The following is a 12,323-nucleotide window of genomic DNA, read 5'->3' on the forward strand; positions in this document are numbered from 1 at the left end:
TGTAGGGTCTCACCGCTGATGGCACATTCTCAATGATCTTGGCACCTGGATGACACTTGTGCCATCGGTATGAGACTTGCCGCTGGCCGTCATCGTTGTTTTGATCTTTTGGGCCGTCTGGGTGGTGTCGCCGACTGGCCGCCCTGTCTCGCGACGTCGCTGGCGCGTGTGGTGTATCCCTGGCCGCTCTGCCGCTCACCGACCAGCAGCGGGAGGACGAGCCCATGATGGTTGCAGCCGAGCCTTGCTCGGTGTCGATCCATGTCCGGAGATTCGCGCCGGAGGCGGAGCTCGTGTGCCCGTGGACGGAGGTGGACGTCGGCGTTTTGATCTCCGCACTGCCGTGGCGGACTTTCCGCTGGCACAAGGGGCAGAAGCATTACCCGGGTGCCTTCTGGTCGTCCACCGAGCGGGATCTGGTGATCTACGAATCTCGGCTGGAGTTAGCGCGTTTACTGTTCGCGGATTTCGACAGGTCCGTAGATCATATTGTGGCACAGCCGTTCCTGCTGCGCGCTGCGGTTGGTGGGGTGTTGCGCCGGCACATTCCGGACTATCTGCTGTTCACCAGCGCCGGGCCGTTGGTGGTGGACGTCAAGCCGCGGCATCGGGTGGTCAAGCCGGAGAATGCGTTCACTTTCGCCTGGACGCGGCGGGTGGTGGAGTCACGCGGCTGGCGGTACGAGGTGTGGAGCGAACCGCCCCGTGCTGAGTTGGAGAACGTGCGGTTCCTGGCCGGGTACCGCCGGGACTGGCTGTTCGATCATGAGCTTGTTGCTGAGCTCCGCTCTGCGGATCTTGACGGTGCCACACTGGCGGCGGCCTGCCGGTCTTTCCCGGATCAACCGGCCGCGATGGTGAGGTCTGCGGTCCTGCATCTGTTGTGGCAACAGCACTTCCAGGTCGATTTGACCCGCCCGCTCAGCGGCGCCCATGTGCTGAGGAGGGTTGCTGCATGAGCAGCGCGGCGGTGCGTGTTGGCGTCGGCACGCGCGTCTGTTACGACGGTGAGGTTGTCGAGGTGGTGGAGTTGCTGGCCACCATGGCCGGCAACGAGGTCGTGCTCAAGTACGCCACGGACCAGCGGATCGTGCGGGTGTCGGTGCGGGAGTTGCTGGTTTCGGAGCGGGCCCAGATCATCCCGACCTCTCCTGGTCCCTGCGCTGATGACCCGCTGGAGTTGGCGAGCGTGCTGCTGGCCGAGCTGACCGATTCCGAACGGCAGCAGGTGTTGGAACGGGCCGCTCATGTGCGTGAGGTCTTGACTGGTTACCGCTCTGGAACTGCGGAACTGGCGGCCGCTGGTGAGCCCCGTCCCGAATACGCACCTGGCCTGTCGGCGACGAGCAGATACGAGTCGAAGGCTGCTGAGCTGGGGATTGGGTTGCGGACTGTCAAACGCTGGGTCGCTGATTACCGCCGCCATGGTGAAGCGGGACTGGCTCCGAAGAAGGGCCGCGCAGCGGGTGGGCCGCTGGGGCACACCGACGAGCGGTGGGTGGAGACGGCGTTGGCGGTGATGGTCGAGCACACCGGGGAGTCGAAGCCGTCGCGGACGATGGTGATCGATCGGACCGACGCGCGGGTGGCCGTGCGGTTCGGGTCGGGCGTGGTGAAGGTGCCGAGCCGGGCGACGGCGTTTCGGGTGTTGGAGGAGTTGGAGCGACGGCATCCGACGTTTCGGTTGAGCGCCAAGCGGAATCGGGATATCGCCGACCGGCCGGATGAGGTTTACGGGAAGTTGCGGCCGACGCGGCCGGGCGAGTACGTGCTGATGGACACCACCCGGCTGGACGTGTTCGCGCTGGACCCGGTCACGTTGCGGTGGATCAACTCCGAGCTCACGGTCGCGATGGATTGGTATGACCGGTGTGTCGTCGGATTACGGCTCACGCCGGTGTCGACGAAGTCGGTGGACGCGGCTTCGGTTCTCTACCAGGCGTTCCGGCCGCGGCCGGCTGGGCGGGATTGGCCCGCGCATGCGGTCTGGCCCGAGCACGGGATTCCTCGGTCGGTGCTGCTGGATGCCGATGCGGTCGAGCGGCCGGGTGCGGCGTCGCCGGCGGTGGTGCCGGAGACGATCGTGGTTGATCACGGCAAGATCTACGTGTCGGAGCATCTGACCAGCGTGTGTCGTCGGATGGGGATCTCGATACAGCCAGCCAGGTTGCGGACGGGCCGGGACAAGGGGCCGGTGGAGCGATTTTTCCGTACCCTGCGGGAAGATCTGTTGCAGGCGCTGCCTGGCTACAAGGGCCCGGACGTCCATTCTCGGGGTCTGAATCCCGAGGCGGACGCGTTCTTCTTCCTCGACGAACTCGAAGCGATCATCCGCGAATGGGTCGCGACGGTCTACCACCACAAGCCACACAGCGGCCTGGTTGATCCGCACCTGCCGAAACTGCGGATGTCGCCGGCGATGATGTTCGAGCATGGTGTCGCGCGGGCCGGCTATATCGAGGTTCCGCGCGATCCGGACCTGGGCTATGAGTTCCTCAAGACCGAGTGGCGCACGATTCAGCACTACGGGGTGGAGATCGACGGCCGCCGCTACAACGGCCCGATCCTCACGGGCAAGGAGAACGAGACCAGCCCCTACACCGGGAAGGCCAACGGCCGCTGGCCGTTGCAGGTCGATCCCGACGACATCACCCGCGTCTACTTCCGTGACCCGGCCTCCCGCAGATGGCACACGCTGGCATGGGAGCACGCTCCGTCGCTGACGATGCCGCTGAGCGAGGACGCCTTGCAGTTCGCGCGCAAGCTGGCCGCCGCGAAATACACCTACCCCGACGACAAGATCGCGGTCGCCGACCTGTTCCAGCGCTGGAACATCGGATTGGGCCAGACGCTGCCAGAACGGCGGATGGCGCTGCGGCTGTCCCGCGAACAGGCCGCAATCGGGCTGCCCGAGCAACCACGGGAGCAGGCGGTGTCGGTCTTGCCGTCAGTGGCCCGAGTCCTGGCGGCCACCGCAGCCTCTGGCGAAGTCCCGGCCGACGAGCCGGTGGCGGAGATGGGCGACGACGACATCGACGACCTGGAGGCCGTCGACGCCGAGGACGACTTCTACGCCGATGCTCTGGAGGACGTGTGACCGACACACGTCGCGAGCAACCTTCACCAGGCGCAGAACGAGCAGCGGATCGCCCCGCGGGCCTGGATAACCTCACCTTGGCGCGCAAGGAAGGCTGGCGCAGCTTCGTCGACGCCCCCGCACGCAGCCAGCCCGAACCACTGACCACAAAGGACCTGCGGCGCCTCGGGGACGACGCGCTCGCTGACTACAACCAGCGGCGGCGGGTCTGGCACGCCAACCTCGGTCCGATCAAGACCCCGCAGCTGGCCGGGCTGCACGAGGACTTGTGGGACATCGTGGACAGCAACGTCCAGGACGGGGACAAGGCCAAGGGCGCGATCGCGATCGACGCGTTCCCCGGGCTGGGCAAGACCACCTCGGTGCTGGCGTTCGCCAAACAGTTCCACCTCCGCGAGATCGCCGAGAACGGCGCGTTCACCGCGGACGGACACGAACGCTGGCCGGTCTGCCGGGTCGGGTTGACCGGCAACACCGGCATGAAGGACTTCAACCGGGCGATGCTGGAGTACTTCGGTCATCCCGGCCATCAGCGGGGCACGACCGCACAGTTCGCGCACCGGGCTCTGGATTGCATGCTTTCTTGCGCGGTCCGCGTCTTGATCGTGGATGATCTGCACTTCCTGCGCTGGCGGGCGACATCCGGCATCGAGGTGAGCAACCAGTTCAAATACATCGCCAACGAGTTCCCGGTCACGCTGGTGCTCATCGGCGTCGGTCTGGCCGAACGCGGCCTGTTCTCCGAAGGCGACTCCTACACCAACGCCGTTCTCGCCCAGACCGGACGCCGCACTACCGCGTTGGACATGCGGCCGTTCACCGTCGACACCGACGCAGGGCGGCGGGAGTGGCGGCAGATGCTGCTGGCCATCGAACAACGCCTGGCGCTGTCCGAGAAACACCCCGGGATGCTGGCCGATGAGCTGTCCGACTACCTGTTCGCCCGCAGCACCGGGCACATCGGCTCGCTGATGACTCTGATCAACCGCGGCTGCCAGCGCGCCGTCCGCACCGGCTGCGAGCACCTGAGCCAAGATCTGCTGGACGGCGTGAAGAACGATGCCGCCGCGGAAACGGCTCGCCGCGAACTGGACGCCGCGATCCAGGCTCGCCGGCTGTCGACCCGCGTCGCCCCGGCCCGCTGCCTCGCCGGATGAACCGCCCGCGCACCCTGCCGATCCGGCTGGCACCGCTGCCCGGCGAAGCACTGGACAGCTGGCTGGAAGCACTGGCCGAACGCCTGCACACCAACGTCTTCGACCTCTTCCGGTTCGCGGGGGTGACCACGCGGTGGAACACCGCGAGAAGCCGCAAACCCTGGGTGCGCCACCTCGACGCCGACCAACTCACCGCGGTGAGTATCGCCACCGGGGTCCCGGCCGACACCCTGGCCGCCCTGACCCTGGACCGCTATTCCGGCACCGGGCTGATCATCGACCGGCCCGCGCGAGCAGGCAGCCGTCCACGCTGGTGGCGCGGACTGAGAGGATCACGGTTCTGCCCCAAGTGCCTGTCCGACAACGGAAATCGGTGGATGCTGTCCTGGCGGCTGGCCTGGAGCTTCGCCTGCACCCGCCACCACACGCTCCTGCTCGACGCCTGTCCGGCCTGCGGACGTCGCCACGTCCGGACCCGCGCCCAGCCTGCCGGCTCGCCCTACCTCGGTGATCTGGGGCTCGCTCTCCTCGAGCACTCGCCGCACGGCGGGCCACCCGCCTGCACCTACCCGTTGTCAGAGGCCGACGCGGTCCCACTCGACGCCGACAGCCCTGTGCTGCGGGCCCAACGCCACGTCAACACCACCATCGCCGCGCTGCTGGCCGCCCGGCGCACCCCGGCCGCCTTGGCCGCCTTGGCTGCACCGCAGCAGATCCTCGATGACCTGCACGCCGCCGCCCGCGCGGCACTGGCCGCTCTGCGAACCCCTGCCATACCACCGCAATCCATCGCGGCGATCATCCGCGATCTGGTCGCCGACCACGGTTTCTCCGACAACGCCCACGACGATGACGCCGCCCACGTCGCGGTCGGCGCAACCGCGGCGGACCTCATGCTCGCCACCGGCTCCACCACACCGGACCCGGTGATCACCGGCTGGCTCGCGCACACTCCCACGGGCGGTTCGAAAGCCCACCTCTCCCGCCTGCTGGACCAATGGAACAACGCCAGCCCCGGACTCCAAAGCTCACTGCTCACCTGCATCGGTCCTCGTCTCAACCCCGCGCACCAGCTCCGCTACGGCATCGCGACCAGCACCCCACGCCGCCCGCGATCCGGGCACGGCACGGCACGAGCGGCCAGCGTCCCGAGTTTGTTCTGGCGAGGGTGGGCGCTGCGCCTCAACCCCCAGGGCCTGTTCGACCCGCTGCCCTACCGCCAAGCGCTGAGCATGCTGTTGCAGATCGCCGGACTCGGCGACGTCGACTACACCACCGCCCGCACACTGCTTCAGCTGCCTGCGGCCAGCAACGCCGTCTGCCCCCACTTCACCAAGACACTCCGTGAGGCCGGCGCCTGGGAACCCGTGCTCGCCGTGCTCGGACAACTCGCCCGCGCACTCGACGATCAACCCGCACCCATCGACTACGGACGCCGCCGCCGATGGCGCCGCATCTGCGCCGCCACCCTCGACAGCACAGCCTGGCGGGCGACTTGCGCACAGATCTGCCACCGCTCGTCCGAGCGCCAGGAACGCTTCGCGCGACTACACCTGATCGAATTGCTCACCGGCAGCCACCCCTACCACTACCCGCAGCCGCTGACGCTGTCCCCGGAACTCGACGGCGAGCACTACACCGCCTTCGTCTTCCACCTTCCCGCACAGCTGTCCACGCATCTGCACCAGCAAGCCCAGACCCTGCTGCGGCGCCTGCACATCGACGAACCCGTCACCTGGGAACCGCCGTTCGACCACACCGGCACCGTCTCCTGGCCCGGCCCCCACCCCGACGACGTTCTCCCACAACAACTCTGGGACCTCGTCCAGACAGGACTGACCCGCAACGAGATCGCCGCCCGCCTGCACACCACACCCGAACACATCCACCTGGCCGCCGTCCGGCACCCACAACCCAGGACCCCACGACACCAACCCGCACCAGGCACGAACAGCCCGCCCACAGCCCTGCCCAACGAGCACGATCTACGCGCCTACGTGAGCCAGGGACTCCGTCCAGGTCAGATCGCGAAACTCACCGGCCACAACCACCAACGCATCAACGAACTCCTCACCAGCAACGGAATCGGACCACCAACGCCACGAGAGGTTCTCCGCACGGTCAACCCAGCCTGGCTGCGCGAGCAATACGAAGACAACCACCGTTCCTTCGCCGACATCGCCGCCGATCTGGGCATTCCGGCGGCCAATCTGGCTCGGCACGCCCGCGAACTCGGACTCGCGATCCGCCACGGCGTCGCTGCGCACAAGCACATCCTCAGCGCGCACGGCGGGCCGGACGCGTTCTCCGTCACCATCTGGACCGTCTTCGCCACCCGCGGAGCCGAACAACGCGTCCGACGACTCCTGGCAACCGCCGGACACCCCAACCTCGACCACGCCGCCAGACACCTCGGCACCAGAAAAGCCGTTCTCAGGCACCAAATCGACCAACTCGAACACGCCATCGGCGCCGCACTGCTCGAAACCACGCCTGACTCCGGCGGCATCAGACTGACACCCGCCGGTGCGAATTTCGCGCAAGACGCAGTGCCAGTTCTGACGATCCTCGACCGAAGCGGCAACAGCGACAGGGCCACAACGCGCCGGACCGCTGAGGAAATGCCACGACACTGAGGCCGATCTTGGTGAGACTGCAGTGAGACAAGCCGAGAAACCGCAGGTCGCGCAAGATCGACATGCCGTCGGCGGTGAGGTCCTACAAGATCATTTGGGAATCCTGGTGAGCTGAGCAGCCGAACCGCTCGGTGAGCAGTGCGTGGGCAGTGGTCAAGCCACCTGAGCATTACTCGGCGGGGTGTCCAGACTGCCGCAGGCGCCGGCGGTTCAGGGTTCAGGTCGGTGGTCAGTCATAGTCGAGCCCGGCGGCCGGTTGCTAATGGTTGTGAGCACTCGACCCTGGTTCGTAGTCGCCGTCGAGCCAGCGTAGGAAGTAGGCGGTTCGATCCACGTAGGTGCGTATCGAATTCTCCTTGAGGCCAGCCGTCCGCAACTCTTCTTCAAAACGCATAAGCTCAACTCTGAGTTGGTCGGTGGTTCTGCTCTCCATCTCTTCACCCGCCTTTGCGTTTTGGTCATCAGTTGCCGATTGCTCGTCGGGCTGGATACTGGGAGCGGTGCGGTAGACACCCCGTCCGATTCTGTCGATGCGACCTCGTTGCCATAGGTCGTAGGTCGTTACCTGGATCTCCGTCTTGGGGTCGTTGCGGCCGACCGCCTGAAGTGCCGACCAGATCTCCACAGGTCGCATCGGCCGACCTTGATGGACCAGGACCCACTCGATTGCCTTGGTGCGGGGAAGGTTCATCACGTCGACGGCACCGTTGTCGGCTGCCGCAGGGGGCGCGGATCCGCGCTCAATCAGGCGTTCGACGCGCGCCAGCGCGACACTGAGCCCTGTCCTGAGCTCCTGGAGGTCTTCGACGGCAGCCACAGAACTAAGTTACAACGTTAGTACCACTAAAACAAGGCGTGCCGGGCCAAACTCATCGACACGATCGTTCACCCCGACCCTGGGACCGGCAAAGACCTTGGTGACGTCCTGCGGAAGGTCAAGGGAACGTGGAACTGGGCCGTGGTCGAAGGTCCTGCCACAGTCTCAGTCGATGCAGGTGACTGAACTCGGCAACGCTACGACCCGGCGGCCGGCCACCCGGTCAGATCAGCGGGTGACCGAGAGGCCTTGCAGGCAAGCACTGGTCTCGATCAGGTTGCACAGCAGCGAGTTCCATTTGACCGACTTTTCCTGTTCGGCCGGATCGTTCTCGGCGATCATGCCCTGGTTGCCGAACCGGATCCTGGCGGAGAACCCGTTGTAGGACCTGAATCGTGGCCCAGGTCAGGTCACTCACGCCGGGGAGAAATTCGCACAAGACGCGACTCCGGTCCTGGCTGTGCTCGACCGAGTCGGCAACGGTGACTCCGCCGCAAACACGCCAGAGTCCACCGAACCGCCGAGGAAATGCCACGGAACTGAGATCGACCTCAGATGACATCGCCGTGAGACAATCAAGAAGCCGCAGGTCACACAAGATCAACATGTCACGCGCGCTGAGACCCTACAGGAAGGCACTGTGCGCGCAGATGGTCTTCCCTGCCGCTACGTGGCGTGACGTTCTGTGACGGTGTGACGTGAGCCGGAATACGGAGGGCTGATTCCGGCGCCCTGCCGGACGACGAAAAGCCTCGTTGCTCCGGGGCGAGTGGGAGGCCAGTACCGACTCCCGCGGTAGCACTGAGCAGAGGCGGGCGCTCGAATAGGAGCCGTAGGGATTGTGTCGCTGAACGAGAGGGCGACGGGTACGGCGCGAGGACTCGGCCGGCACTGGTGCGCATGTGAGCGCGACGATGAGGGGTGAGGGGTTTCTTCGGGATGTCCATGACCCGAGGCGCCGTTTCGGGGCAAGTGGGAACAGGCCACACTGGTCACGACGACCTCGGGTGACCTCGCATGACGAGAAGGAATTCTTTCCACGGCCAGCTCGTATTCCATCGACGAAGAATCTCCGGGCAAACATCCCGACCTGCAGAATAGCATTCCTGGCCGCACACACCGAAAAAGGTGACTATCGAAACTTTGTTGCACGACCTGCGCGCAAAGTCTTTTCCGGGCACGGTCACGTACTCGTTGAAGGTCGAAGCACTGGAGTTCTTGACGCTGGCCGAGGCTCTGGTCGTCCCGCTTGGCGCGCACCCGGAACTCATCGCGCACGCTCAGGCGTACCGCTGCCGGATTGGCGGCAAGGTAGTCGCACTTACCGAAATTGCCGAGTTGGACGAACTCGGTCTCAGCGACGGCGAGGCCAGCGAACAGGGCAAGCCTGCGGGCACGAGCTCGGTCCTGGCTGTGGTCGTGAGGCCCGTGCCGTCCTGGCGCCATGTCAACTGGCCGTGCTGCGATCACGTGTGCCCTGAGCGTGTGAACTCGCTGGGCCGGCCGGCTTGTCCTCGTGGCGTTGTCCCAGCTGGGCTGCCAGGCCGCGAGCCTGTGGGGTCGGTGCGGCGTCGAGTTCGGCCAGCCGGGCGCTCAGCAGGGTCAGTGTCCGCGGGATGGCGTCGATCTGCCCGAGCCGTTCCTGCAGGCGCATGATGTCGCGGTAGAGCGGCTCGTTGTGCGGGTCGAATGCCCGCGCGACCTCCAGCAGGTCCAGGGTCTGCTGCGGGTCGGTGTCGACCAGTGCGCGGGCCAGCGCGGCGACGGCGTCGACAGCGTCGCGGCGGATCGCCTCGCGTACGGGTTCGATCCACTCGGCTGTCGTGTCTTCTGCCAGTGTTCCGCCGTAGGCGTTGACCACGTCCCAGAGGGCGTCGATTCGGGCTTGGTCGGTGGTGGCGGCGCGGCGTGCGGCGACAGCGTGAGCGAAGCGCCGGTAGTCGACGCTCACCACCGCGGGGTCGAGTTGGTAGCGGCCGTTGCTCGTCGAGACGATGTCGGTCACCGCTCCGTTGGTGGCGGCGGCCAGTGCGGTGCGCATCCGTGCCAGCGCGGTGTGCAGGGCGTTGGTCGGTCGGGCCGGCGGGTCGTGGCTCCACAGCGCCGAGACGAGCGGGTCGCGGGTGACGCCGTCAGGGTGCAGGGCGAGAAACACCAGCAGTTCCTGGGTTCTGGGCTGCAAGGTCCCGGTGATCTCCCGGGAGCTCGTGGCCGGGTGAGGCTCGGGGTGCCAGTGCACGCGCAGGCCACCGAGCACGGTGACCGTGATCTGCGCGGCGTCCGTGTCGTCCTCGTGGTGGGGGGCGAAGGCCGGCGGTGTTGCGGCCACGGGTTCGGTGTGTCCGTCCGCAGGCGCCGGATCATCGGTGAGTGCGCCCGGCTGTGGATGTTCTTTCTCCGCACCAACGACGTCCGCGCGGTCCGGTCTCTGCTGTCGCTTCCGCAGGCCCTGCGCTGGGCTGGGATCGAGGATCTCCGGCTGGGTGTCGGAGGGTGCGGGTTGCGTAGCCGCGGCCGTGACCTTCAGCTCGATCTCACTCGTACTGGAGGGGCGGGTCTCGAGCGGGCCTTCCGCGCTCGGCACCGTGTGATCGTTGCCGGCCGGTGGCGTGGCCGCGACGGGCGTGTGTGGTGCCGGTGGCAGGTCGGGAAGGTAGCTGGTGTCCGGCGCGTCAGGCTGCGGTTCGGCTTGGTGCAGCAAATTAAGGAGCTGGGTGGTGTCGTCGCCACCGAGGCGGAACACCTGGGTGCCGCGCAGGGCTTCGCCCAGACCGGGACCGGTGGCCGAGATCGTGCCGTCGGCGCGGACATAGCAGGTGACGCCGGGTTGCCACTGGCCCAGCAGCAGCCCGGTGACCCCGAACGGCGCGCCGGTGTCCAGGACCGCCTGGAGCCGCAGGTGCAGTGCTGGAGGCTGTACAACCAGCACCAGCGGCGGCCACATCCTGGGCTCGGCGCCTGGTTCCCGGCTGGCGGTGGCGCGCACAAGGATCTCGGCCTCCACCGCGTCCAACGCGCTGTCCAGGTCTCGGACGACTCGCACTGTCGAGGGCAGGCGCAGGTGGCGCGCCTCGCGTCCGAGCATCGAGACCAGGTCGCCGACGGGGACGATGACCACCGTCCCCGCCGACGTCGCCAGGTGGTGTGGCGAGGTAGTGAGTGCCTCGATCAGCAGAGCACGGGCCGCGGCGGGGGCGCCGGCGCCGACCAGGCCGAGGCCGCGAGCGGCGGCAAGGTCGAGGGCGATCTCGCGCCCATCGCGGACACCGACTCCTGGCGTGAGGACCGCGGTGCAGCCAGCACCGGTCTCGTGTGCGCCCACCACCAAGGGCGGCGCGGCCGAGACAGGCCGCGGACGTTGCTGGTGTTCGTCGTCCGCCTCGTCGTCGAGGCCGATCTCGTTGTGTGCCTCGGTGCGCAGGTGTGCCAGGCGCAGCTGGTAGACGACCGGGGCGACGGGCAGGTCGTCGCGGTCGCCGCTGCCGGGCCGGTATCGGCTGCGATGGCGGCGGCGGGCGAGCATCAGCGTCGCGCTGACCGCGGCTGCCAGCCCGAGACTGACGAACAGCTCGGCGCCCCACCGGAAGCCGGGTTCGTCCGCCGCCTGCGGTGCTGGGGTGCGGCTCGTCGCAGACGGTGGGGCCTGAGGCGTAGATGGCGCGGGTGGGGCGGGTGTGGACGGCTGGAGGCTGGTCGAGGGCGCGGAGGAGGTCGATGGCGGGGCGGGAGAGTTCGGGGCCTGATCGGCTGGCGGCGGCGTGGGTGCATGTGCCTTGTGTGGCAGTGTGAGCTCCTCGCCGGGGAAGATCAGGCTGGGCTGGGTGAAGGCGTGCCCGTTCGGTTGCGGTTTTCCTTTGTTGAGCTCGAAGATCTCCGGCCAGCGGGCGCCGTCGCCGAGGGTGCGTTGCGCGATGCGCCACAACGAGTCGTGGACTCCGTCCTGCGGTGCCAGCACGACCACCGACTCCGGCCGCGTGGAAACATCACCCGCGCCACCAGCGGGCGCTACCGAGGACCGGCCTTCCAGCGCCTCGGTGCCGGGTGTGGGGTGGTGCCAGGCTGGGGCGGTCGCCACGACCGGGGCTCCGGCCCCGAGCGTGGCCGACAGCGGGGCGGACGCCGCCAGTGTGAGCCGGTTGCCCAGTACCGCCATCAGAATCGAGCCGACCAGAACACCCGCCAGCGCCTGCGTCGGGCCCGCGGCGGAGAACTCGACGGACCGGGCCGCGTCGAACCCGCGCCGGGCCGCATCCACAGTGCAGGCCACGACGTCGAGAGCGAACGCCGCCCACCAGATCCAGCACGCGCAGGCGATGACATCCAGCACGAACTCGGCCGTGATCGGGCTGAGCAACACGACCTGCAGCTCGGTCCAGGTCAGAACGTGGTCAGGCAGCGGCCAGCCGACGTAATGCCACAGCGCCCACGGCACACCCGCCGTCAAGGCCAGTAGCGTCGTCGCGGCGACCAGACCGCGCAGCACACGGCAGGCGACACGGATCGTGCCGACCAGTCCCCGCCGGACACGCCAGCCCAGCGCCGGCGACAGAGCTGACCCTCTGCGGGTGTGGTGCGGCTTGGAGGTCACGGCTGGCTCGTTTCCTTGGCTGTACAGG

The 12,323-nt window shown here is 67.4% G+C and carries 7 protein-coding genes; 4 read left to right on the forward strand and 3 right to left on the reverse strand.

Features of this window, described 5'->3' with window-relative positions; genetic code table 11:
- Positions 1 to 224: 224 nt before the first annotated feature.
- Complete coding sequence (locus BLR21_RS31570) at positions 225 to 959, forward strand: TnsA-like heteromeric transposase endonuclease subunit (protein WP_218131020.1); 735 nt, start codon at positions 225 to 227, stop codon at positions 957 to 959.
- 40 nt (positions 960 to 999) lie between these two features.
- Here the strand turns inward: BLR21_RS31570 and BLR21_RS43280 are convergent, their stop codons facing one another.
- Positions 1,000 to 1,140, reverse strand: coding sequence for a hypothetical protein (locus BLR21_RS43280; protein WP_218131021.1), 141 nt, complete (start codon positions 1,138 to 1,140; stop codon positions 1,000 to 1,002).
- 49 nt (positions 1,141 to 1,189) lie between these two features.
- On the opposite strand from BLR21_RS43280, the gene BLR21_RS31575 reads away from it, so the two are divergent.
- The 3 genes from BLR21_RS31575 to BLR21_RS31585 all read left to right on the forward strand — a co-directional run bounded on the left by BLR21_RS31575 (position 1,190) and on the right by BLR21_RS31585 (position 6,890).
- The gene (locus BLR21_RS31575) at positions 1,190 to 3,097 is read left to right on the forward strand and encodes a helix-turn-helix domain-containing protein (RefSeq protein WP_218131022.1); all 1,908 of its coding nucleotides are present in this window, start codon (positions 1,190 to 1,192) and stop codon (positions 3,095 to 3,097) included.
- A gap of 77 nt (positions 3,098 to 3,174) precedes the next feature.
- Positions 3,175 to 4,254: an AAA family ATPase gene (locus BLR21_RS31580; RefSeq protein WP_218131023.1), complete on the forward strand. Its 1,080-nt coding sequence runs from the start codon at positions 3,175 to 3,177 to the stop codon at positions 4,252 to 4,254.
- Complete coding sequence (locus BLR21_RS31585) at positions 4,251 to 6,890, forward strand: TniQ family protein (protein WP_090011791.1); 2,640 nt, start codon at positions 4,251 to 4,253, stop codon at positions 6,888 to 6,890. Before BLR21_RS31580 ends, BLR21_RS31585 begins: the two co-directional genes overlap by 4 nt.
- A 259-nt stretch (positions 6,891 to 7,149) precedes the next feature.
- Here the strand turns inward: BLR21_RS31585 and BLR21_RS31590 are convergent, their stop codons facing one another.
- Both BLR21_RS31590 and BLR21_RS31600 read right to left on the reverse strand, forming a co-directional pair.
- Positions 7,150 to 7,707 (reverse strand): hypothetical protein, encoded by a 558-nt coding sequence (locus tag BLR21_RS31590; protein ID WP_090011793.1) that lies wholly within the window; start codon positions 7,705 to 7,707, stop codon positions 7,150 to 7,152.
- A 1,447-nt stretch (positions 7,708 to 9,154) separates the two neighbouring features.
- Positions 9,155 to 12,295, reverse strand: a complete 3,141-nt coding sequence (locus tag BLR21_RS31600; protein WP_256335059.1) for an AfsR/SARP family transcriptional regulator — start codon at positions 12,293 to 12,295, stop codon at positions 9,155 to 9,157.
- Between the last annotated feature and the right edge of the window lie 28 nt (positions 12,296 to 12,323).

It is taken from the genome of Lentzea albidocapillata subsp. violacea (genome assembly GCF_900100275.1).
Classification (GTDB): Bacteria; Actinomycetota; Actinomycetes; order Mycobacteriales; family Pseudonocardiaceae; genus Lentzea; species Lentzea violacea.

Coding starts and splice junctions, on each gene's coding strand:
- BLR21_RS43280 (WP_218131021.1), bottom strand. CDS start 1,140: ATGATCTGGGCCCGCTCCGAAACCAGCAACTCCCGCACCGACACCCGC.
- BLR21_RS31585 (WP_090011791.1), top strand. CDS start 4,251: ATGAACCGCCCGCGCACCCTGCCGATCCGGCTGGCACCGCTGCCCGGC.
- BLR21_RS31570 (WP_218131020.1), top strand. CDS start 225: ATGATGGTTGCAGCCGAGCCTTGCTCGGTGTCGATCCATGTCCGGAGA.